Below are 21,995 nucleotides of genomic sequence, written 5' to 3'. Positions count from 1 at the left end.
ACGCGCAAACTGAGGGGCATCACGAGGCAATCAGCGAGCGACTGTTGCTAAAATAGCGATCCCTGTCCACCAGGACGCGAAGAGGATGCTTTGCGTGTTGCACCTTTGGACGAAGGTGCCCCTGGAGTTTCGCCCGCGATCGCCGCAACATCGCCATCACGGAAGCGAATCGACAAGGCGTCACCCTCAGAAACGCTCGCCGCCTGTTTGACCGGATTGCCTTCCGCATCGAAAACAATCGCGAAGCCACGCTCCAACACGCTTTCATAAGACAGCGAACGCATGAGGCGCTCCAACTCCTGTCCTCGACGTTTTGTCCGTTCCAGAAGCAGACTGATCGCCTGATCGCGCCGGCGATCAAGCTGCTCAATTGCATTCTTTGCAAGTGTGGTGCGCCGTAATAAGGGCTCGGGCGTCAGCCTGTCAGCGCGCCTTGCAAACACCGTCCGGCGTTCGCGTAAGAACGCCTCAAGCGCGCGCGGCAGCCGCTGACCGAGTAGCTTCATATGGCGTTTTTGCTCGTCGAAACCGCGTTGCAGCAAGCGCGGCGACAATTGACGCGCACGACCCTCAAAATGAACGCGTTTCTTTTGCGTATTCACAAAAAGCGCCCGCGTTAACCGCGAAGCGGCTTCATCGAAACGACGACGCGGCAATGCCAGCAGCTGATCGGCCGAAGGCAATGCCCGGCTTGCCGCGCGATGCGCCTGACGTTTCAAGTCGATAAACCGCGACATGGCCGAAGCCAGACGCGCGGAGTGCGTTGCAACCGTTGCGACCAGATCCGCCTTGACCGGAACCGCCATTTCAGCAGCACCTGTCGGCGTCGGCGCGCGCACATCGGCGGCCAGATCAATCAATGTCCAGTCCGTCTCATGACCGACAGCCGAAATCACCGGAATATGCGATGCCGCCACCGCCCGCACGACGATTTCATCGTTAAAGCCCCAGAGATCTTCAAGGCTGCCGCCGCCACGCGCCACGATCAGCACATCAGGCCGCGCAATTGCGCCATCTTCGGCCAAGGCATTAAACCCTTCAACCGCTGCCGCCACTTCGGCACCACTGGTTTCCCCCTGCACGCGCACTGGCCAGACAATCACATGCAGCGGATAACGATCCGAAATGCGGTGAATAATATCGCGAATGACCGCACCCGTCGGCGATGTCACAACGCCAATCACACGCGGCATGAAAGGCAAAAGCTGCTTTGCTGCCGGATCGAAAAGACCTTCCGCAGCAAGCCGTCGCTTACGCTCTTCGAGAAGAGCCATCAGAGCGCCCGCGCCTGCCGGCTCCATTTGCTCGATGACGATCTGATATTTGGAAGAACCCGGATAGGTTGTCAGCTTGCCAGTGGCAATGACTTCCATCCCCTCTTCGGGACGGAAGCGCAAACGACCCATGGAACCGCGCCAGATCACAGCTTCCAGCCGTGCGCGATCATCCTTCAATGCAAAATAGGCATGACCCGACGAATGCGGGCCACGATAGCCGGAAATCTCGCCGCGCACGCGCACATGCGAAAACGTATCCTCAACCGTCCGCTTCAAAGCGCCGGAAATCTCGGAAACGCTATACTCCGCTACATTCGAAGCGGTGCCGCTTGGTATAGAATCGGAACCCATGCTCATCCCATCATAGGCAACCAGCCCGCCCCTTCGGTCAACTGGTCAAGACGCCGCCTGTTTCGATTATGCACGGTCACCAACCCGGCATCAACTCGTTGCTGCGCACGCGACGGGTGCGGACGGACGGGAACGATGCAATTTCAGCGGAAACCATAGAAGCTGGCGCAGGCGAGGAGATATTATCAAGACTTTCAATGATATGCTGTGCCAGAGCGTCAACAATCGCATTCTGCTTGGTGTGCCCGCGCATGATCCCAATGCCAAATTCTGGCAAAGTACCAAATCCATCTGCCTCGCCCAACACACGCATTCCCGGCCTCAGCGCACATTCCGGTAAAACCGATACGGCAAGGCCTGAAAGCACTGCCGCCGCAAGAACTGTTGCAGACCAGCTCGTGATGATAATGCGATAATCGCGCTCTACCTGTTCCAAAACATCAATGGCCGCATGACGCCAGATACAGGTCGGGCGCCCAACAGCAAGCGGAAGCATCGCCTCCTCATGCACCGCATGATTGGCCGACGTCACCCACAGGAGCGGTTCTGTACGCACCACCTCAGACCGCCGCTTGTCATCACACTGCGTCACAAGGGCAATATCAAGCGTCCCACGACGGATCATTTCATCAAGATTAACTGTCGGCTCACAAACCACCGACAGCTCGACGCGCGGATTGGAACGCGCAAACCGTGCCATGATTTCCGGCAAAAACCGATCCGCATAATCATCTGGCGTACCGATACGCACATGGCCTTCGAGTTGCGTGTCATCAAAAGCAGCGATGGTTTCGCCGTTCAGCAGCAGCATACGACGGGCGTAAAGAAGCAATCTCTCACCATCTTCGGTCAGACGATTCATGCGGCCATCACGTTCAAACAACGCTTTGCCGATCCGCTCTTCAAGACGACGCATCTGCATGGAAACTGCCGATTGTGTCTTGAAAACAGCGTCCGCCGCCTTGGTAAAACTACCCGTATCGGCAATGGCGATGAAGGTCTGCAACTGGTCAAGATCCAAGGGTGCGCTCATCAGAACCATCCATCATAATTATTGAACTATCACATTAAAAACATTCGTTAGAACAATCAATTTAATTATTGGATAAAGGCGACATCGCAGAGAACGGAGACGCGAAAGCGAATGACCTGACGATAGAAACATTTTTGACCAAGCGCGCTTGAAGGAGAGCGGCAATGACAGCGATAAGCAAGACCACAATAACGCCCTTACCAGCAACGAGCGCAACGACCTCCGTGCTCAAGCAAATGGTTCAAGCCGTGTTTACGTCGGTTCTGCGTCGCTGGACGCTTTTCCGAAACCGGCGCCATGTGATGCACCTCAATGAGCTCGACAATTACCTTCTGAAGGATATCGGGCTGCAGAGTGGAGATATTTATACGGCAGTTCACCAGCGCGGAGCGGACGATCCAACCCGCATTCTGGCTGCCCTTGCAGATGCGCGTTCGCGCGTTGAGGCCACGCGCCACATCTGCTGATCGAACATCTGGCAGGCGCCACCTTCACAGGTCGGGTCCCCTCTCGGCCAGCCTGTCTCTTTGCCCGGCCGCATCTCTGCTGCCGGGCTTTTTTTATGCAGAACCCCTTCGCCACCTCACCCAAATGCCGGTCTTTTTGTGAGTAACTGCGAAATAACTGAATTTGCCAAGATTTTTTAAAAGAAGGGCTTGCACTCATCGTTTGAGTTCGCTAGATGGAGGCCGTCGACAAACAAAGCTTCACGCTTCTGTCGCAATCGCGCTTCAGGCAAATATAACTGATACGCGAACCCTGCTGGGGAATAGTTTAATGGTAGAACGACGGACTCTGACTCCGTTAGTCTTGGTTCGAATCCAGGTTCCCCAGCCAATTGATTTCATTACATAATCTCTGAAACAGAGCTAGAACACTTTAGAGCGTTTTGCAGATCATTTTGCAAACTTTGTTCTGTTTTCGAGCTTTCGTATTGCTGATTCTGCCAGCTTCGGATCACGGTTGAGGTAGTGTGCATCGAGGATTGAGCGCACATCGCGAAGGCTGTGCCCGCTGATTGTTGCTATCTCCGCTTCGGTGCATTCAGCCAGTGCAAGCCGTGTAACAGCCGTCCCTCGCAAGTCGTTGAATGTCACCCCGGTTACACCGGCTTTAGCACAAGCTTTTCGCCAAGATGAACTAAATCCATGGGCAGTCCATGGCGTCCCATCCGTCGTTTTCAGGATCTCGCCTGACTTTTCAGCCACAGCATCAAGCGCTGCCTTCAAGGGCGCGCCAACTGGAATTATAACACGTGCGCCTGTCTTCGATTGTCGCAATCGGATGCGCTGCCCATCGTACGCTTGCCAAGTCAGGCTTAGTAAATCTCCCTGCCTTTGCCCTGTCCATAGGGCTAGAATCAGCGCCAAGTGCAAATGGGCCGGGGCTTTCTCCAGAAACAAATTCTCATCGTCAGTTGTCCAGACTTTTTCAGCCCGCGACCCTCTATACACCCGCCCACCCTTCTCGCAGGGATTAGCAAGAATAAGTCCGTTGCCGTGCCCCCATGAAAGGATACGCGCAAGAACCTGCCACCCATAGTCCGCCTGCCTGCGCGATTGTTTAGCGCGCTCGTCACGCCACTGCATGAAAACAGAACGAGTTCGGGTGTCAGCGAGAGCAGATAACGGGAAACTGCCGAATTTCTGTTCGATCACTTTAATGAGTTTTATGTAGTCTTTTTTGGTGCGCGGCGCGAGATCGTCCCAAATAGTCGTTTGTTGAAAACCGTTGAGAAGCGACAGGAGGGAGCCTGCTTTGGGTTTAACTTTGGTGGCAATCGCCTCATTGTAAGAGTTGATAAATTCAATATCTCCAGGCTGACCTTTCAGCCTCGGACCTCCGCGCCAAGCATACCAGTAAGTCACGGTATCGCCGTTCGCCAACTTCACCTTCGCTTTGTTGATACCTTTAAGATGCACGCGCATTCTCTGCCAACCACCTGTCGAGTTCATTCGTGGGCTTCACCGCGTCTTCACTGGGAGATACCACAATGATCTTTCCAGTTTGGTCTATCTCGGCCCTCGCCACCTTCATGCCGGCAGCGAGCGCTCCTTTTATGGCACGGGTCACATCAGCTTGCTTGAATGGAATCTGCCTTTTCACGGTTCTACCTCCTGAGTGGGGCGGGTGAGCGAAAAACGTCCATGCGTTTCCATTTCCGCGAATGTTAACTTCGGGATTTGATATAGTTTTTCGGTGCCTTGATACTCGATCCGTCCATAATCGTTGTAAGGCCGTGATTGAACATAACCAGCTTCGATGAGCTCATTGATAGCCGCTAATGATCGGTTCGTTAGGACGTTTTCCGATCCTGAGCCGCCAGCACGAAGCATCGATTTTCCGCCAAACCCGAAAACCGATTGAGCAATTACGCGGGCATCTGTTGAAAGCTCTCTCATTCCGACGCTCCCGGTGAGGCTGGGAGGGCCACGAAGCGACCGTCTTCAAACTCTTCACGTGGGCGAACCCAGATCGCGCCATCATCGACGCTCCGATAAACAGCGACCTCTCGCATATCGACAAGTTGGCTGTCATAGTCCGCGTCTATGTCTGGATCACGCCAGTTTTCCGCCTGCATTTTTCCGACGCCTATCAGCACGTATTCAGTACCGCGCTTCTTATGGCGATGCGTAGGCAAACCATCCGAAACCATTTTACCGGCTTCGGTAATATGGTTCGCTACAGGCTGAGACGCGAGGGCGCTTATGGCGTCTTTGACCGTCTGAATTTCGCTGTCAAAAAAGCAATCCTCATTCTCCGTGAGGAAATCCTCTAGTCTGCGGCTTAGCACTGACGCCTGCGCACGCGGGGATGGTTCAGACACCATAGCACTGACATTAGCTGCAAGGGATCGAATAGCCGCCTCGCTCGCCACGTGTGTTGAAATCTGTGCGCGCAGAGTTCTATTCTTCTCAGGGCAAACACGTTTACGCTCTGCCTCGCCTTGATGCCAATTCGCAGCCTCAGAGAGGGCTGCCTCCCGAATTCGGCAACGGGTGAGCTTGTCCATGGCGGTGTCAGGAAAGTATATGAGCGCGGACTCAATCGCCGCTACTACGCGCTCCCATGTCTGCTTAACCCATTTCGGATCATCATCTTTCGGTGCAGAAAACATATCGCCAAAGATAACTTTGCCTGCAGCCTCAGCCATCTGTTGAATTGGAATTTCGGCGCAGTTCATAGTGCGCCTCCCACTGGAGACATTTTTTTTCTCCAGTCGAAGAAACCAAGTGCGCCTTTGCAGGGGATGAATGGGACAGTCCGGGCGTTGCGGATGACAAAGCCATACTTGCCGACGAACCAAGGGTTATCCCTCGTCTCCCAATCATCCGCGGCTTGACAATCAACGATCTCAGCAACCCCGACGATGCCTCCAGTGCCCTTACCTGCTTCTAAGAACGTATCGACGTCCAGAACGCCGCCCGTAACCGGATGAGAGCACTGTTGGATTGCGACTGCACAATCATAGTCAATTTTCTTGCCAGCATGAATTGCCACGGGGCCGCGAAACCGCGTCCGCCAATCCCGGTTTTCAATGTCCTTATGGCCGTTGACGATCAACCACGCCCATGGCTGTTGAATAGATAAGGCAAAGTCAGGAATATCTGGAAAGACTTTTCCCATTTCAGCTCTCCTCAAACGCGCATGGGCATCAGCACGAAAAGAGGCTTCTCGCCGCTCGCTGGTGCATCTGTGGTTGATATCTTGCAAGGAGAACCTGCCTGTTCGAGTTCGAACGTCAGTTCCTTCGCTTCGAGCGCTTCCAAAATGTCGAGGCAGTAGCTCCCATTGAACCCGATTTCGAGTCCATCCGATGCACCATCCGAAATGTTGATGGTGTCCTGTGCGTTGCCGCTATCCGGATTGTTCGTTTCCAGACGCAATTCGTCGGGTGCGAATGTGAATTTCACCGCGCGTCCGCGTTCCGATGAAAGCGTCATGACGCGTCCCAACGCTGCCGACAGGGCTTCACGCTCAATCGTGTAGGACTTGTCATTATTGGCCGGGATGACACGCTGATAATCCGGATAGGTTCCTTCAATCAGCTTTGATGTGATCACAACGCCGCCCGGCAACTCAAAGCGGACTTTTCTTTCCGACAGGCTGACTGAAACAACGCCCTCAGTGCTCACAAGATGCCTGAGAACGGCAACTGTCGCGCGCGGGACAATCACGCCTGGCATTCCTTCGCTGCCCTCTGGCGGCAGTAATTTGATCAATGCGAGACGATGCCCGTCAGTCGCGACAAAGGCAAGATGCTCATCAGTTCTGTGCAGGTGGATGCCATTCAGATAATAGCGGGTTTCCTCAGTGGAAATTGCAAAGCTGACTTTCGACATCGCATCAGCGATTTCTGATCCTGCCAGTTTAAAGCGATGTGTGAATTCACCCGCCGTCATTTCCGGGAAATCAGAAGCCGGCAGTACCTGAAGGCGAAATTTGGAGCGACCTGCGGACACGTTGATATGTGCGTCATCGCCATCAAACCTGACTTCAGCACCCTCTGCAAATTTATTGACTGCATCATGCAACAGCGCTGATGGCATGGTGAAAGGCGTAATCGAACCAAGACCGGGAGCCGCTGCACTGGCGCGCACTTCAAGATCAAGGTTGGTGCCGGTAATCGTCAGATGATCATTCTCGGCACGGATCAGAACATTGCCAAGAATAGGAATCGTGTTGCGCTTTTCGACGGCCCGATTGACCGCCTTCAAGGCGGGGAGCAATGCTCCCCGCGCGATTGTAAAGCTGGATGCCGACATCAATTGATCTCCGGCTTGCCAGTGTATGATGGCAGTTCGGTTTCACGCTTCACGTCCGCCACCGAATGCAGCAGATGCTCTGTGATGACCTGATCCGGGCGATAAATGGCGTAGCTCCAATACACCGTGCCGCCTGACACGCGATAGCGAAGCCGAACCGGAATGCGGATTGTATCGCCCATAAAGAATGCCGGGATAGAAAGAATGAACATGCCGGGAATGGTGATCGCTTTGCCATCAGCACCGACGTGCACTTCTTCCCATTGCAACTGTCGTTCGCCCGATTGCAGGGCGTGATTGACCTTCACCTTGGATTCTACATTGACCTGCATCTTGCGCGAAAGCTCGATCAATTGGGATGGCGTGGTCACGGTGCTGGAAAAATCACGCTCGAAATTGACCCGTTCAATCTCAGATGGCGAGGCCAGATCAGGGATACGATCCTCAAGGAAATAGGCAAACTTCTCCTGCTCCATGAATGTATCGTTGGTTGCGACCCATAATTTCCATTCTTCCGAGAGTGGGAAATCATAGTGGATGCGATGGCGGCAAAAATCTGCAATGCCGCCGTTTTCGTTCTGGTGATAATCAATCACAGTCGTCATTGAGGGCTTGCGCCAGTCCAGATTGACGAAAACAGCCGAATGATCCGTCTTATGACGATTGGTCAGATCAATGAGCGTTTCCAGCGTCTGAACCTGTGCGATGCCTGTCTTGCGTTCAGGATGCAGACGGAATTCCTCAAGCAATCCTGCGACACTGCGTACGCCGGGTTCATCACCCTTGGTGAGTACAACCGGAACTTCCTTCGGAAGGCCTTTTTGGTCACCAGTAGATTTGATTGTCGTAATCTCGACAGCATTGGCCTGACTGCCAAGTGCAGCGGCAGCGGCGATATCAAAGGAAACGCCGTGATGAATGGTGCTGTTTGTCGTTTCAGACATAATAACTCCTGAATTAAATTGGGGTTAGCCGTTGATCGTTCCTGACGTGCTGCGCATTGCGTCACGCGGCCCACCGAACATGTCGATTTGTTTGGGGTGCTGGGTCGAAAGACTGCCGTCTTCGAGCATCCAGAAATGGGAAGAGCCATGAACAGGCTTCGGACGCTTTGAACTGATTTCGGCTTCAATGGTGACAGTGCCGTCGACCACTTCGATATTCAGTTTGAGCGTGACTGATCCCTTGGCCTTAACCTTCGGGCGGTCGCCGGTGTGTTCCTTCAAGGCGAGGAAAGTTTCCAGCATTTCGTTTGAAAGCCGGGGAACCACCTCACCGTTTTCAAGAATGCTGATGATGGTATTGGAGTCACGGATGCGTTGCATGGCTTCCTCTGCTGATTTTTAGAAAGGTGTTGGGGCTGTTATCCGCGCCATTCGGGCGCAAATGGAATCTCGTCATCAAGGTCACGCGCAAACCCACCGCCACTCTGGTTGGAGTAGCTGTCGGACGTTTGTGTATTGCTGGATGGTTCGCGGGTTTTCGTCTCGCCGTAATCATCGGGGCTTGGCGTTCCGCGCGTGCTGCCATTGCCTTGCGGCAATAGCTCAAGCTCGCCGCCAAAAGATTCCAACACCGTCTCGGTCGAATAACGGGTGTTTCCGCTCTGATCTTCCCATTTGCGGGTGCGTACCTTGCCGGCAATGAAAACGATGTTGCCCTTTTTCAGATACTGCTCTGCCGTCTTCGCGATGTGCTGATTGAAAATTACAACGCTGTGCCACTCGGACTTTTCTTTCTTCTCGCCGGTGGTCCTGTCGCGCCATGTATCGGATGTGACGATACGCATTGTGACAATCGTGTCGCCACTGTTGCCTCTGCGCACTTCGGGATCGGCACCAAGACGGCCAATCATCTCATGACGATTGAGGCTCATGCAGCCCTCCAATCGATACCGAGATAACGGCTGAGACGATCAAGCCATTGTTCCTCGGCCTTCATCGCGCCCCATGGCTTGATTGCGCCTGTGAGCTTTGGCATGGGCATTTCCCGGCCTGCCAGATTGCGATAGCCGGTGGGGCCAAATAGAGCGAGTGTTTCGGCCTGCAGCATGCGCTCATCCATGTCGCGCACGATCTGCGGTAAAACGGGTGTCAGGCCCGCCTTGTGATAAATGGGCTGATCCAGCCGCGCCTTTATTTCATTGACTGCGTTATGGACCCAATGCACAGGCAAGCCGTGCATACGGAATAGTGCGTCTGCCAAAAGCTCAGTAGCGGGCCGGGATTGATCGCCAATCCATGCTTCATGAGCATCATGCAACAAGAAGTGACCTGCAAGGATAGGATCGCCAGTTTCGTTTATCAAAGCATCGGCACCCATGACGCTATGTTGGGCGACCGAATAGGCTAGGCATCTATATATTCCATTGAAACGGGCAATTTTTGAAAGAGCGTTGCCAAGCGTCTGCCAATGGACATCTGCCTCCGTCGGTCCAGCCAGGTTCATCAGGCTGCCATCAGGCCTGAATGACATGACCGCCTGACACTCGCTGGGAACCGGCATGCAGGCATCATAAGTTGCCTGTTCCTGACTGCTAAGGGACGTGGCATTCATGCTACTGCCCTCGAATGAACAACCGCGATTTTCGGGAGTGTCTTTTCCGCCGATTGCATGAGGCGAGCGCGTTCTGCCGGAAGCAGCGGTAGCATGTTGAGGAATCGGCCCAGATGCACAATGCAGCGCTCACGCTGTGCGGCCCATGGATCAAGCATAAGTGCCGCGCGGCCTGCACAATACAGGCCCCATGCCTCAAAAAACGCGGACGATGTCAGGAAGTTCTCGGTCATCGGTGGACGGTTCGGCATTGGCTCCCGCACCTTCATCACCATGTCTTCAATGTTGTCGTAAGCGCCTTTGCGGCTCTCCGATTTCCACTCAGCAGCGAGATTCTGCGCCTGAATGCCGAATTCAATGATTTCGGCAGATGTGAAGCCCGCATTAAGCAGATCACGAAGGGTGGCAGCGCCTCGTGATGCAGCAACATCCTGCATCGTCTTCGCCATTTCGATGGCACGCAGATGGGGTGTTGTTTCAGACCCGCGCGGATCAGCAGCGCGGCTAGGATAAACAGGGCGAAAGCTTCTCGCTGACGCATATGATGCTATTTTGGTGGAAAGATTCATCGTCGCCTCCAACGGTTCAATGGAGGTATATTCGCGAATATCGCGAATAGTGTCAATTGCCTTATCGCGATTTTCGCGATTTTATTTGCCTCGTCAACGATCTGTGCTAGAATCAGGTAATCCAAGCTTGGCAATTCGACCATGAAAATTGTTAGCAAAAGGGAGGTATCAATGTGAACAGCAGCGCATTGCGCGCAAACAAAAAAGGCCCCCGCTTATCGGCAGGGGCCTCTTTCATATCTAGTATCGGACTGTGGTGCCCGTTCTGCATACAACATCTAGCAACGGCAAAACGCCGTTAACCTTTTATCAACTTTGTTCTTGTTCCGTTCTGCTTTCTGAGTCATCCTGTCACACATAACGAGCGTAACAGGGAGTAAGGGTAATGGGCATGCAAACTAATTTTATCGTGCAAAGCTACACCAAAATTAAGGGCGGGAACTTGCGGCCCGACACGCCTTTCATCGCAAAAGACGTGGCGCATGCACGGCGTACAGCCGAGCGCATGGCTAATAGAAGCCCCATGGTTATTGCGTTTTCGAACACCGGCGACGCTGAAACAGGTGATTTCGAACCACCAAAGCTGATCTTCGCCCATGGCGACCAACTGCCTCCAGAGGTCGATGAGATGGAAAAAGTCTAGCTGCGGGAGAGAGGAATGATCAAGTTTGCTCGCATAGAAGCAGGCAAGGAAAGCGATAGAATAGAACTTCTTAGAGTGGCCACCCTAAACGGTGGCCTTCTTGCTTCAATGCAGAAGATTGAGTTTAAAGCCAATGAACTCGCTGAAACTATGGCTTCAGTACATGGTGGGGAATGGAAATCTCGGGTTGATCATCAGCGGATGACGATTCTTGTTTGGCGGGCTGACGCTGAATAACCGTATCGATGACAGAGAACACCACTTCAACACCGCGTTGATCCAAGCCTTCTATGCGTTTTAACATGTCAAGAATGGCCTGATCTCCTCTGATCGGGCCATCATCCGAAACCACAGACGGCAAAGGATCTGGCTCCGATCCTTGTTCCGAAAAAAACTTCTGAATTAAAGGAAGCTCGTGCGCTTTTATTTCACGCGCTTCTTTGCCACTCTCGATATTCGACATTCGAGTGACAGCATCGGCGCTCACACCCAAAAACTTGGCCAAGGCACCCTTGGTTCCTCTGGGGCGCTTTTCCAATTCCTGCTTAAGCCAAAGTCTATATGTAAATTGCCTATCACTCATGATGATATCATCGCGACTATCGCGATTTTTTCTATCGCGATTTTCGCGAAACGTGCTTGACACTTATCGCGATTTTCGCGAATAATGCCTGCATGACCAAACGACATCTTGAACCAGCCAGAAGTATCATCACCAAAATCGGTGCCGACGATGTTGCCCAAGTCTGCGGCGTACACGTCTCGCGAGCCTATCGCTGGATGTATGCGAAGGAAAAGGGCGGCACAGGTGGATTGATCCCAATCGAGCATATCCGCCCAATCATTGCTGCGGCGGCGAGTAGAGGCATCCATCTTTCTGCGGATGATTTTTTGCCTGCTTATGATGCACCGAACAAGATGGAGGAACCCGTATGAGTAACCTCCGACGCTTTCTCCGCCGTTTCGATGTTGCATTTTGCGCAATGATCCATGGTCACTCATGCCGTGACATTGACCGTATTCGTTTGGCTCGCTTGCGCCTGTTGGTACGTAGGGAAATTGCACGCCTTGAACGTGAATCCGCGCGGGACGATTATTTCTCATTTCATTCCACATCCTGTCGTTTAACGGCGGAGTCTCTTGCGAGCCAACTTGAAGGCGTCATCGATAGCGTGGATTGTGAGCCCTATCGCATTTTGCTTGATCATCTGCTGATCGAGCGCGGCAATCTCAACGCCCGCCGCATATTTCAGTGGGATTACTGGCATTCGCTCGACGACTTCAACAAGGCGCTTATTCAGTGCCCGGTAATGCCCGTGGTCGATCCGACCAGCAAGCAATACGGCAACCTCCTCAAAGGCCTTGGCGAGAGCTTCACTCTTGATGCGCTCCATGATGAGCAACGTTTCCACATTCGGTATTGGCATCGGTGGATTTCCCCATTCCTTCGACTGTTTGTCCGACCTTTCCGAAGCGCCAAGGTGATTAGCCCGCCTTAGCGCTCCGACCACGCCAACCTGACACTCAAAAACCTTTCCCAAAACGGGAAAAAACTGCGGATTTTCCCGCCACGGGAAAGCTTTGTCTTTTGAGGACACAACTATGGCACTTGCAAACGAGGCATGGTTTTTGCGGATCAAATCCGCACAGCGCGACCTGATCAAATATTGCGGCGGGATTGAGCGCGTTTCCGAAATCACCAGTATTTCCAAGAGCCATGTGGGCCGATGGAACAACACCACCGACACCGACCTCATGTCACTCAATGCTGTGTATATGCTTGAGCATGAATGCGGGGTGCCGGTGGTTACCACTGCTATGGCCGCACTCAATGGAAGACGGCTGGCTGATCCCGACGATGATGTCCGTGCAGCTGGCAACCTTCTCGCAGCCCATTCCGATGTGATGCGCAACACAAGCGAACTTATGAATGTAAGCGCGCAGGCATTTGCGGACGGCAGGGTTACGCATGCTGAAGCCACACAGATGGATCGTGTGAGTTCCAACCTGGAGCGCTCGGTTACTGAACTTCGCACCAGCATTTCCCATCAAATGGCGAACGCCCGACGCGGCGACGCCAGCTTGCGCATTGTCGGTGATGAATGATGACACGCCGGCAACCCAATCACCCAATCTGCACCGCACTCATCATCGCCTCACTGTGTATTGGCGCAACGCTCGTGGGCGTGTGGATTTCCATTTTCATGTTTTTGATAAAGGCTGGGGCGCGATGAGTGCTTTCATACTTGATGATCGCATCGAAATTATAGTGTCTGATTGTCTTGACGCACTATCCCACATTCCCTCGGACAGTATCGATTGCGTGGTCACCTCACCTCCATATTGGGGGCTTCGCGATTATGGCGTCGAAGGACAGATGGGGCTGGAACCCACACTTGCTGAACACCTCACCGTCATGGTGGCGGTGTTTGCAGAGGTGCGCCGTGTGCTTAAACCGACCGGCACTTGCTGGATCAATTACGGTGATTGCTATGCCACGACGCCAAATGGAAAGTCTGCCGCTGAGTACAAGGCGGAAGGTACAGACGACCGGACCTTTCGGGATAAGCCGTTCTCGACAGTGGGCGAAGGCATCAAGTCTAAAGACCTACTTATGATCCCAAACCGGCTTGCTATAGCATTGCAAGATGCGGGTTGGTGGGTGCGTTCGGAAATCATTTGGGGCAAATCCAACCCAATGCCGGATTCTTCCGGCGCTTATCGTCCATCCACTTCGCATGAAAAGATTTTCATGCTGACAAAATCGGACAACGGCGACGTATGGCGTGCACGCGATACTGGCGAAATTTCATTTGCGCCGGATCTGACTGAACGCTGCCCATTAATTACTGATCCAGCTCGGGAAGGTGCGCGTTGGATACGCATTGGTGCATATTATGATGCAGAAGCCGTGCGGCAGATAAGTGCCACTGGAAATATTCCAACAGTGGCAGGATGGGCAACCGGTAGTGAGCCACACACGCCAGCTGCACATAACCGGCCTGAAAAAGAGAAACATCGTGGACACGTACGCAATCACGAAGGTTTTAAAGGCCGTTGGGACAAGATGACCAAGGCCGAGCAAGGGGCTAATGGGCGCTACCTTCGCAATTTCGAACCTGCTCCACTTTCAGTTTGGCCCATTGCAACGCGGGCTTTCTCAGAAGCTCACTTCGCCACATTCCCACCTGAACTTGCTGAACGGTGCATTCTCGCTGGATGCCCGAAAGATGGTGTTGTGCTTGATCCATTCGGTGGTGCTGGAACGACAGGACTTGTAGCTGCGCGCCATGGGCGGCGGGCAATCCTGATCGAACTTAACCCGGAATATGCCGAGCTTGCGCAACGCCGGATCGAGAAAGAATGGCGGGTCAGCAACGTCCCTGAGCAAGCGGCGGATTTAGGCCCGCTTTTCAGCAATGAGGCAGCAGAATGACTGCCCCCGCCAAGACCGACTTCACCATTCTCGGCATGTATGTCGACCGTCAGCGCATGTGCTCCTGCATGAGGGAGATTGATGTGGCGCGCATATGCGCAATCCCCGCGGATGATGTTCGCCGTGTGATTAGCGGCAAGCGCGTCGGCACGGAATCCCTTCAGGCGCTCTGCAACTGGCTTGAGCGGCCCACCAGCTTTTTTGAAATCCAGGAACTCACCAACAGACGGAAGGCTTTTCCATGAAAACTTTCGGCCAGCCGGGCAGTATCACGCCTGCAAGTTTCAGTCCCGATCTTCACCCCGCAACTGTCATTGAAGGCCTATCTCTTCTGCGAGAAATGGGCCTGACGCGAAAGCAAATGCGTGAGGCGTCCGGATTTAGTGAACGCACTATTCGCAGGCATCTCACCACATCAACGGCGCAAATCAGGCTTCCCGATGGGCGCGCTACCATTGGGGAGGTTGAGCAATGATGTTGCCGCTTATCGTTGATTCCTTTGCGGGTGGCGGCGGTGCGTCGACGGGTATTGAAATGGCTCTCGGACGCTCGCCGGATATCGCCATCAATCATAACCCTGCAGCACTTGCTCTGCATGAAGCCAATCACCCGCAAACGCTTCATCTCTCCGAGAACGTCTACAAGATCGACCCGCTCGACTATCTTCGTGGTGCACATGTGGGGCTGGCATGGTTTAGCCCTGACTGTAAGCATTTTTCCAAAGCAAAGGGCGGAAAACCCGTCGAACGCAATATTCGTGACCTTGCCTGGATCATTCCGGGCTGGATTGAGCGCATTCAAAAAAGCGGCGGTAGGGTCGATGTTGTCTGTCTGGAGAATGTGGAAGAATTTCAGGATTACGGCCCGCTGATCGAAACCCCACGCGGACTTATGCCGGACCCTGAGCGCAAGGGCGAGTACTTCAAAAAATGGTGTCGCAAGATCCGTTCGCTGGGTGGAAAAATCGAGTGGCGGGAATTGCGTGCATGCGACTATGGCGCGCCGACCATTCGCAAACGGTTTTTTGCCGTCATCCGCTTCGACGGGCAGCCCATCATCTGGCCAAAGCCGACGCATGGCGCGCCTGACGACAAGGACGTTATTGCTGGGAAAAAGCAGCTGTGGCGGACGGCAGCAGAAATTATCGACTGGTCACTGCCTTGCCCTTCCATCTTCGAGACAAGCGATCAGATAAAGGAACAATACGGTTTGCGGGCGGTGCGACCTCTTGCTGATAATACCATGGCCCGCGTCGCACGCGGACTAAAGCGTTATGTGCTTGATGCAGAGCGTCCATTTCTCGTCAATCTCACCCATGGTGGGCGTGTTGAGGATATCAATGAGCCATGTCGAACGGTCACGGGTGCGCACAGGGGTGAGAAAGCGCTCGTTTCACCGCATCTCGCTTCCTATTATGGCCATGACGGCGGACGGTGGGAGAGAACCTCCGAGCTTGTCGGGCCTCTTGCAACAGTCGTGACTGAAAATCGTCATGCTTTGATTACCCCGATACTTACTGCTGCGCAGCATGGCGGGTCTGTGCGTCCAATGACGGCCCCAGCGCATACCATTACTGCCAGCAGAAAGGATCAAAACGGAGTCATTTCTGCTTTCGTTGCGCGGCAATTCGGTACGTCGACGGGACATGGGATGAATGAACCGGCACACACGGTCATGCCCGACGGTGCGGGTAAATCTCAGTTGGTTTCGGCCTTCATCGCGCAGCACAACAATGATGGTCGTCGTAAGGGTGGTGTAAATCCGGGACGCGCAGCAAATGCGCCGTTATCGACCGTCACCCGCACCGGCAGTCAGCAGAGTGTCGTAGCACCCTATCTGCAAGCCTATTATGGCACTGGCGACGGAGGTGTCGGGAATGAACCTGTTCGCACCGTTACCACCAAGGATCGACATGGCCATGTTGAAGCGGCACTTGATGTGCCGCCCTTCATGCCCGAACAAGCCGCCAGAGCGAGGGCAGTTGCTGATTTTCTGCGTTCGTTTGGGTTCTGGGATCAACGCGAGTTTGTAACGCTCACAAGTGCGGGCGTGACATATGTGATTGTCGATATTGGCATGCGCATGCTGGTGCCGCGTGAACTCTTTCGAGCGCAAGGTTTTCCCGAAGGTTACGAAATTGAACGCGGTCTGGATGGAACAGAGTTTTCCAAAACCGTGCAGGTTTCATGCTGCGGCAATAGCGTTTGCCCGCCCGTTGCTGCCGCGCTTGTTGCGGCAAATTGCAGCCATCTTGCCATGCAGATGGAGGCAGCGGAATGACGACGGCTGTCCAGTTCCCCTATCTCTATCGTTGGAACCGCCAAGGACGAAAAGGTCAGCCTTGCGCCGTCGATGTACGCGCTAAGGTGATGAACTCGTGTTTGGTCCGGTTCCCTGATGGCTACACCATGGTGACAAGCCGCAATGCGCTCGCGCGCCGGAAAGATATAGGTGCAGAATGAACACCGCTCTTGAACTCTTTATCGAGAACGCGCGCGCAGTTTCCATTGCGGACGGCGCGCAGCGGCTCGGCCTGAAATTCCGGGCGAGCGGCAACGAACACCCGCAACCCTGCCCCGCTTGCGGTGGAACGGATACATTTGCCTTCAATACCCAGAAAGGCAAATGGAACTGCCGGCAGGGTGGCATTGGCGGTAACGACGCCATTGGCATGGCAGCGCATATCCGGGGGCTTAATCCGCGCAGCCGTGACGGGCTGCTGGAAGCCTGCTCGCTGCTGACTGGTGAGCCGATTCCCGAAGGTGGTGAGCGCGAAAGTGATAACGACCGGCAAGCACGGCTTGCACGCCTTGACGCGCAGCGACGCAAGAATGAGGAAGAACAAGCCAGACAGAATGCGCAGCAGGTCGATTTCCGCGAGAAAGAGCGGAACAAGGCGCGTGGCATTTATAGCCGTGCTGTTAATTTGGTTTCAGCCGGTCAGCCAGAAGGCCGGTTTTATCTCATGGCACGCGGTGCCGGCGTAACAGAAGCGACGTGGTTACGCGTTTCGCCATCCGTACCTTACTGGCATGGCGATGAGGTTATTCATGATGGCCCCGCAATGGTAGCGCCGTTTGTCTGCCCGGACATGACGGTTATCGGCTGTCATATCACCTGGATCGCGCTGGACTGTCGCCCTAAATGTCGGCCCGAAATCGTTGACCCACAATCCGGGGAGTTTCTGCCTTCCAAGAAGATGCGTGGCTCTAAAAAGGGCGGTCTTATACCTATCGCCGGATCGCCCGACGCGTTGCGATGGGTTGGCGGTGAAGGAATTGAGAATGTGGCGGCTGTCGGGCGCGCGGAAGGCTTTCGCGATGATACATTTTACTTTGCTGCAGGCGACCTTGGCAATCTGGCTGGGCCTGCGGAGCCCGCATCGAGGTTTGCACATCCCACACTGAAGAAGGCCGACAGCAAGGCCCGGTTGCGCCCCGTTATGATTGCCGGGCCTGTGCCGCGCGCGGATCAAGCATCCGACGATGCATTCTGGATGCCTGACCATGTGCGCGACGTTATTTTGTTGGGTGACGGGGATTCCGAGCGAATCATGACTGCTGCCGCAATGGCGCGTGCGAAAGCCCGCATCATGCGCGATGGCCGACGCGTGGCGATTGCCTGGCCTCCAGCCGGGATTGATTTTTCTGAAATGATGGCAGGTGCCGCGTGACCAAGAATACCAAAGACGTTCCTGCTGCTGTGCGCGCCATTTTGAATGAAGCCACACGACAGGCGGATGCTGCCGCACTGGAACCCCGCAACCCCGCGCCTGATGGCGAGTACGCTGCAGATGGCGCACATAATGACGATGGCGAACCACAAGCCACGTTGCGGGACAGCCGCCCTGTAGATCGCGGCGTGGTTAAGACCTGCGCCAAACTTGATCATTCCGACACTGACAATGCAGAGCGCCTTCAACGGCATTTCGGCGAAGATATGCTGGTGCTGGCCCAGAGCAAGGCGCGCAAGGCGACCTATGCGATATGGGATGGCACGCATTGGGATATTGATACCGGCGATCCACGCTCCCTTGCTGTTGCGCAGCAATTGGGCGGGCGCATCGCCATGGAAACTGAGTTTCTGCAATATTCGCCGGAGGAATTGGAAGTCGTGAAGGCGGCTAAGGAGGCTTTAAAAAAGACAGAAAATGAAAGAACGCCCCTCGAAAAAAAGCTGGCAAATGTCGCATTAAACGCCAAAGAGAACCTCGCCAAGCGAAGAAAACGCCGCATGGATCATGCGGTGACATCTAAGAACAAGGCGCGACTGGAAGCCATGCTTACATGTCTTGCGCCGCATGTGATGCGTGGTCCGGACGACTTTAACGCCGATCCGCTCAAAGTTGCGCTTCTCGATCATACACTTGTGTTTTCGCGGAAAACCGAAACCCTACGCAATCCTGCATATGACGACCCCGACGACAACCGCGATGATCTGCCGGAATATATCGAGCAGAAAGTTGCAAAGGTCGAAGCCATCAAAGGTCACAAACGCTCGGACCTGATGACCCAGATTGTGCCCGTTGCCTATAACAAAAAGGCCAAATGCCCGAAATGGACAGCGTTTCTTGAGCGGATGCTGCCAAGCGAAGATGTGCGCCGCATGGTGCAGGTTGCGTCAGGCCTCGGCCTTGTCGGCCTGACGGTGCAGAAACTGTTCTTCCATTATGGTTTCGGTGCAAACGGCAAGTCGGTTTACATGGAAACTCTGAGCCGGCTTTTCGGTGATATTGCCGTCACATTGCCTTCTGAATCCTTCATTGGTGAGGGAAACTCCGGTGGAGCTGCCTCACCCGATATGGCGCGGCTCTATGGGCGACGGTTTCTGCGAGTGAAAGAATTGCCGGAAGGCGAGGATTTGCGGGAAAATCTGGTCAAGGATTTGACTGGTGGTGAAGACTTTACCGTCCGCGATCTCTTTCAAGGCTATTTCGACTTCAAACCCATCTTTACTGGCCATATGTCGGGCAACGGCTATCCGCGCATCACGGGCACCGATAACGGCATATGGCGACGTATGGTCGTTGTGCACTGGCCAGTGACGCTCAAAACTGAGGAGCAACGCGAGTTTGAAGATGTTGTCTCCGAGTTCCGGCCTGAATATTCCGGCATCCTGAACTGGCTGATTGAAGGCGTGCTTATTTTCCTGCGCGAAGGGCTGTTGATCCCTGATTCCGTTAAATTGAAAACGCAGGAATATCGCGACGAAATGGACCCCACATCGGCTTTCGCTGCGCGATGTATTGAACCTGACGAACATGGGCAGGTGACCGCCCGCGACTTCTATCAGGCTTATGTGGACTACACCGTCGATCAAGGCGGCAGGCCCATCTCACTGACCAAGTTTGGATTGATCATGAAGAAGAAGTACCGGCGCGAGGATGGGCGCATCAAGATGTACTTTGGGTTCCGCCTTGCAGATGTTCCGAAACCTGCCGACAGAGGTGGTTCAACCGATTATGAGCCGCCCTCGTGACACTGAGCAAGCCTACGCCCTGCAACCCCGCCTTTGGCTGTCTATTTGCGCCTGCAAACTGGCAACCCTTTGATATGTTTACATTTATCTATTGCGATAGTTTGCACCAGTTAGTGATACTTTGCGATAGTTTAAACAGCGGAAATAATGAAATGAAATCAATGGTTTGCGATAGTTTGCACCAGTTTTTCCTACGTATATATAAGGAAAAAAGGGGGATGGGGGAAATGCTCTTATATATACGAGCTTCAACTGTCGCAACTATCGCAACTCTTTGATTTAATTAAGTTATTCTTGATTTTCTAACTATCGCTAACTATCGCAAACTATCGAAAGTAGTGCAAACGATGAAAACCGTAACGATTGAAGAACTTCTCGTCTGGGCTTTCGTTCACGAACTGCCAAAAGGCGGCGGTGCTGATGGGCTGGATAACATTCATTCTGCATGGCGGCAATTGGAAGCTTCGTCCTGGGGCAAGGTTCTTGGCTATGCCGAACTGATGACACTGGTTGATCGCGACCGGCCCGCCCCCGGCACATGGGTGGAACAGGGAGCGCCACACGAGGATGCGCTTGAGATTGGCCGAGCGGTTGCCGATCTGGCCAAATATGACGTGATGTTCCCTGAAGGCTGGAACCCGGTTGGTGATTGGGCCGAACAAGGTGAACTGACACGTGATGCGGTTGCGCGTGCTGTTGAGCGTTTCAGTCTGCGCCCTGCCGGCAAGCGCGGTGCATCTATCGTGTCGCTCGTGATTTCCACTGCCATACTCGGACGCGTGCCGGATTACGCGGCACCCGAACCGAAATGCGAAGTCTTCAAACGCGGCGGGCTTCATCCATCTTGGTTCATGCAGCGACAGGCTGTGGATGCTTTCGGGCGCGAGTATTCCGTCGAAATCGATGGATATAACCGTCGATCGCATCGACCTTATCGTGGTGCCTATCAAAAATTTATTCTAACGCCAGACCCACTTTCGGATATTCTCGGCAGGATCGATTATCAAATATGGGCGGCAGCGCTCAAAGTTCTGGAATCAGCCGTGGCGAATACCCTGACTGACCACCGAATGACTTTTTCAACGGTATCAGTGACACCATGGATTGAAGAAAAAGATATGCTCGGCATCCAGCTTTTCCGGGCTTTTCAGGGTGCGAATGTCTATCACCCTGAAAAAGCTTATTGACGTGTGGCGGAAACTTGACTTACACCTTGGAGGCTAAAAAAGATTAGATGAAACCCCCGGCGCATCCGCGACCGGGGGTTTTTGTTTGGGAAGTTCGGGTTCATGTTCACGTCCAGATGGCAGAACATCGAAGGGCTGCGCAGATATGCTGATGGCATTAAGCGGCTCAACACCGAGTTCCCCAAGGTCTTGCCCCGTATTGTCAACCAAGTTGGTCGTAGGGCGCGCACTCGTGTTGTGCGAAATCTGACCAAGCAGACCGGCTTGCATCGGCGTGTCATCGTCCGGGCGGTCAAGAACGTGGATAAGGCCAAGTCGGGTAAGTTGTTATATTCGCTCAAATCTAAGGGCGGGTTCATCCGTCTGAAATACTTTAACGCTCGTGAGACGCGGCGCGGTGTTTCGGCAACCCCTTTCGGCAAGCGCCGAATATTCGGTGGCACGTTTATCATGGGTGGTCTGTTCCCATACCGCCATGTGAAGCAATGGAATTTAGACGGTCATGTCTATCGTCGTATAGGCAAGGCCAGCAGCCGGCACGTAACGCAGGTTCGGTCAGAAGTTCGTATCCCTGATGAGATGATACGAGGCGAGACCCGTGAGGCCTTCGAGCACGAGGCTTCGGTGACCATGCCACCGAGGATCGAGGCGGTCATTCGTAAGCTTTTGACCTGACCCACCCCCCCCTTTTTAGGGACC

At 53.8% G+C, this 21,995-nt stretch carries 27 protein-coding genes and 1 tRNA gene; 14 read left to right on the top strand and 14 right to left on the bottom strand.

Features of this window, described 5'->3' with window-relative positions:
- Nucleotides 1-47: 47 nt before the first annotated feature.
- Both xseA and C9380_RS19365 read right to left on the bottom strand, forming a co-directional pair.
- Nucleotides 48-1,628: an exodeoxyribonuclease VII large subunit gene (xseA, locus tag C9380_RS19370; RefSeq protein WP_128094337.1), complete on the bottom strand. Its 1,581-nt coding sequence runs from the start codon at nucleotides 1,626-1,628 to the stop codon at nucleotides 48-50.
- 76 nt (nucleotides 1,629-1,704) lie between these two features.
- Nucleotides 1,705-2,661, bottom strand: coding sequence for a LysR substrate-binding domain-containing protein (locus tag C9380_RS19365; protein ID WP_100558073.1), 957 nt, complete (start codon nucleotides 2,659-2,661; stop codon nucleotides 1,705-1,707).
- 164 nt (nucleotides 2,662-2,825) lie between these two features.
- Between C9380_RS19365 and C9380_RS19360 the strand changes: the two genes are divergently transcribed.
- Nucleotides 2,826-3,128 (top strand): DUF1127 domain-containing protein, encoded by a 303-nt coding sequence (locus C9380_RS19360; protein WP_128094336.1) that lies wholly within the window; start codon nucleotides 2,826-2,828, stop codon nucleotides 3,126-3,128.
- A 296-nt stretch (nucleotides 3,129-3,424) separates the two neighbouring features.
- Nucleotides 3,425-3,498 (top strand) — tRNA-Gln (locus C9380_RS19355).
- A 59-nt stretch (nucleotides 3,499-3,557) separates the two neighbouring features.
- On the opposite strand, the gene C9380_RS19350 is transcribed toward C9380_RS19355, so the two are convergent.
- The 10 genes from C9380_RS19350 to C9380_RS19305 all read right to left on the bottom strand — a co-directional run bounded on the left by C9380_RS19350 (nucleotide 3,558) and on the right by C9380_RS19305 (nucleotide 10,552).
- Nucleotides 3,558-4,616 (bottom strand): tyrosine-type recombinase/integrase, encoded by a 1,059-nt coding sequence (locus C9380_RS19350; protein ID WP_247877578.1) that lies wholly within the window; start codon nucleotides 4,614-4,616, stop codon nucleotides 3,558-3,560.
- Between the two features lie 147 nt (nucleotides 4,617-4,763).
- The gene (locus C9380_RS19345) at nucleotides 4,764-5,063 is read right to left on the bottom strand and encodes a hypothetical protein (RefSeq protein WP_128094335.1); all 300 of its coding nucleotides are present in this window, start codon (nucleotides 5,061-5,063) and stop codon (nucleotides 4,764-4,766) included.
- Nucleotides 5,060-5,845: a hypothetical protein gene (locus C9380_RS27100; protein ID WP_210249759.1), complete on the bottom strand. Its 786-nt coding sequence runs from the start codon at nucleotides 5,843-5,845 to the stop codon at nucleotides 5,060-5,062. Before C9380_RS27100 ends, C9380_RS19345 begins: the two co-directional genes overlap by 4 nt.
- The gene (locus tag C9380_RS19335) at nucleotides 5,842-6,288 is read right to left on the bottom strand and encodes an ASCH domain-containing protein (RefSeq protein WP_128094334.1); all 447 of its coding nucleotides are present in this window, start codon (nucleotides 6,286-6,288) and stop codon (nucleotides 5,842-5,844) included. Before C9380_RS19335 ends, C9380_RS27100 begins: the two co-directional genes overlap by 4 nt.
- 11 nt (nucleotides 6,289-6,299) lie before the next feature.
- A complete protein-coding gene (gene dnaN / locus C9380_RS19330; RefSeq protein ID WP_128094333.1) occupies nucleotides 6,300-7,427 on the bottom strand; it encodes a DNA polymerase III subunit beta in 1,128 nt (375 codons plus the stop codon).
- Nucleotides 7,427-8,371 carry a DUF2303 family protein gene (locus C9380_RS19325; protein ID WP_128094332.1) on the bottom strand — a complete coding sequence of 315 codons (945 nt, stop codon included), beginning with the start codon at nucleotides 8,369-8,371 and terminating at the stop codon, nucleotides 7,427-7,429. Before C9380_RS19325 ends, dnaN begins: the two co-directional genes overlap by 1 nt.
- A gap of 24 nt (nucleotides 8,372-8,395) precedes the next feature.
- A complete protein-coding gene (locus tag C9380_RS19320) occupies nucleotides 8,396-8,752 on the bottom strand; it encodes a YfdP family phage-associated protein (protein WP_111786577.1) in 357 nt (118 codons plus the stop codon).
- Nucleotides 8,753-8,790: 38 nt separating this feature from the next.
- Nucleotides 8,791-9,303, bottom strand: coding sequence for a single-stranded DNA-binding protein (ssb, locus tag C9380_RS19315; protein WP_128094331.1), 513 nt, complete (start codon nucleotides 9,301-9,303; stop codon nucleotides 8,791-8,793).
- Nucleotides 9,300-9,983 (bottom strand): hypothetical protein, encoded by a 684-nt coding sequence (locus C9380_RS19310; RefSeq protein ID WP_128094330.1) that lies wholly within the window; start codon nucleotides 9,981-9,983, stop codon nucleotides 9,300-9,302. Before C9380_RS19310 ends, ssb begins: the two co-directional genes overlap by 4 nt.
- A complete protein-coding gene (locus C9380_RS19305; protein WP_128094329.1) occupies nucleotides 9,980-10,552 on the bottom strand; it encodes a hypothetical protein in 573 nt (190 codons plus the stop codon). The genes C9380_RS19310 and C9380_RS19305 overlap by 4 nt, the downstream gene beginning before the upstream one ends.
- A 391-nt stretch (nucleotides 10,553-10,943) precedes the next feature.
- On the opposite strand from C9380_RS19305, the gene C9380_RS19300 reads away from it, so the two are divergent.
- Complete coding sequence (locus tag C9380_RS19300; RefSeq protein WP_247877579.1) at nucleotides 10,944-11,195, top strand: hypothetical protein; 252 nt, start codon at nucleotides 10,944-10,946, stop codon at nucleotides 11,193-11,195.
- A gap of 148 nt (nucleotides 11,196-11,343) precedes the next feature.
- Here C9380_RS19300 and C9380_RS19295 read toward each other — a convergent pair whose 3' ends face one another.
- Entirely contained in the window at nucleotides 11,344-11,778 is a 435-nt protein-coding gene (locus C9380_RS19295; protein WP_128094327.1) for a hypothetical protein, read from the bottom strand.
- Between the two features lie 92 nt (nucleotides 11,779-11,870).
- On the opposite strand from C9380_RS19295, the gene C9380_RS19290 reads away from it, so the two are divergent.
- Nucleotides 11,871-12,131 carry a hypothetical protein gene (locus C9380_RS19290; protein ID WP_084486960.1) on the top strand — a complete coding sequence of 87 codons (261 nt, stop codon included), beginning with the start codon at nucleotides 11,871-11,873 and terminating at the stop codon, nucleotides 12,129-12,131.
- Between the two features lie 188 nt (nucleotides 12,132-12,319).
- On the opposite strand, the gene C9380_RS19285 is transcribed toward C9380_RS19290, so the two are convergent.
- Nucleotides 12,320-12,622 carry a hypothetical protein gene (locus tag C9380_RS19285; RefSeq protein ID WP_128094326.1) on the bottom strand — a complete coding sequence of 101 codons (303 nt, stop codon included), beginning with the start codon at nucleotides 12,620-12,622 and terminating at the stop codon, nucleotides 12,320-12,322.
- Between the two features lie 175 nt (nucleotides 12,623-12,797).
- Between C9380_RS19285 and C9380_RS19280 the strand changes: the two genes are divergently transcribed.
- The 10 genes from C9380_RS19280 (at nucleotide 12,798) to C9380_RS19235 (ending at nucleotide 21,971) form a co-directional block, all read left to right on the top strand.
- Entirely contained in the window at nucleotides 12,798-13,301 is a 504-nt protein-coding gene (locus tag C9380_RS19280) for a phage regulatory CII family protein (protein ID WP_128094325.1), read from the top strand.
- Nucleotides 13,302-13,425: 124 nt separating this feature from the next.
- Nucleotides 13,426-14,631, top strand: coding sequence for a DNA-methyltransferase (locus tag C9380_RS19275; RefSeq protein ID WP_128094479.1), 1,206 nt, complete (start codon nucleotides 13,426-13,428; stop codon nucleotides 14,629-14,631).
- On the top strand, nucleotides 14,628-14,876 hold the full coding sequence (locus tag C9380_RS19270; protein ID WP_128094324.1) for a hypothetical protein: 249 nt from the start codon (nucleotides 14,628-14,630) through the stop codon (nucleotides 14,874-14,876). The genes C9380_RS19275 and C9380_RS19270 overlap by 4 nt, the downstream gene beginning before the upstream one ends.
- On the top strand, nucleotides 14,873-15,106 hold the full coding sequence (locus tag C9380_RS19265) for a hypothetical protein (protein WP_128094323.1): 234 nt from the start codon (nucleotides 14,873-14,875) through the stop codon (nucleotides 15,104-15,106). The genes C9380_RS19270 and C9380_RS19265 overlap by 4 nt, the downstream gene beginning before the upstream one ends.
- The gene (locus tag C9380_RS19260; RefSeq protein WP_128094322.1) at nucleotides 15,103-16,911 is read left to right on the top strand and encodes a DNA cytosine methyltransferase; all 1,809 of its coding nucleotides are present in this window, start codon (nucleotides 15,103-15,105) and stop codon (nucleotides 16,909-16,911) included. The genes C9380_RS19265 and C9380_RS19260 overlap by 4 nt, the downstream gene beginning before the upstream one ends.
- A complete protein-coding gene (locus C9380_RS19255; RefSeq protein ID WP_128094321.1) occupies nucleotides 16,908-17,093 on the top strand; it encodes a hypothetical protein in 186 nt (61 codons plus the stop codon). The genes C9380_RS19260 and C9380_RS19255 overlap by 4 nt, the downstream gene beginning before the upstream one ends.
- Nucleotides 17,090-18,304 (top strand): DUF7146 domain-containing protein, encoded by a 1,215-nt coding sequence (locus tag C9380_RS19250; protein ID WP_128094320.1) that lies wholly within the window; start codon nucleotides 17,090-17,092, stop codon nucleotides 18,302-18,304. The genes C9380_RS19255 and C9380_RS19250 overlap by 4 nt, the downstream gene beginning before the upstream one ends.
- Complete coding sequence (locus C9380_RS19245; protein WP_128094319.1) at nucleotides 18,301-20,109, top strand: DNA primase family protein; 1,809 nt, start codon at nucleotides 18,301-18,303, stop codon at nucleotides 20,107-20,109. Before C9380_RS19250 ends, C9380_RS19245 begins: the two co-directional genes overlap by 4 nt.
- Before the next feature lie 347 nt (nucleotides 20,110-20,456).
- Entirely contained in the window at nucleotides 20,457-21,296 is an 840-nt protein-coding gene (locus C9380_RS19240; RefSeq protein WP_128094318.1) for a hypothetical protein, read from the top strand.
- Nucleotides 21,297-21,398: 102 nt separating this feature from the next.
- The gene (locus C9380_RS19235) at nucleotides 21,399-21,971 is read left to right on the top strand and encodes a hypothetical protein (protein WP_128094317.1); all 573 of its coding nucleotides are present in this window, start codon (nucleotides 21,399-21,401) and stop codon (nucleotides 21,969-21,971) included.
- Nucleotides 21,972-21,995: the final 24 nt, after the last annotated feature.

The organism is Brucella pituitosa (assembly GCF_003049685.1).
Lineage (GTDB): Bacteria > Pseudomonadota > Alphaproteobacteria > Rhizobiales > Rhizobiaceae > Brucella > Brucella pituitosa.
The sequence above is the reverse complement of the archived record's forward strand: the minus strand, read 5'-3'. Positions and strand labels throughout refer to the sequence as shown.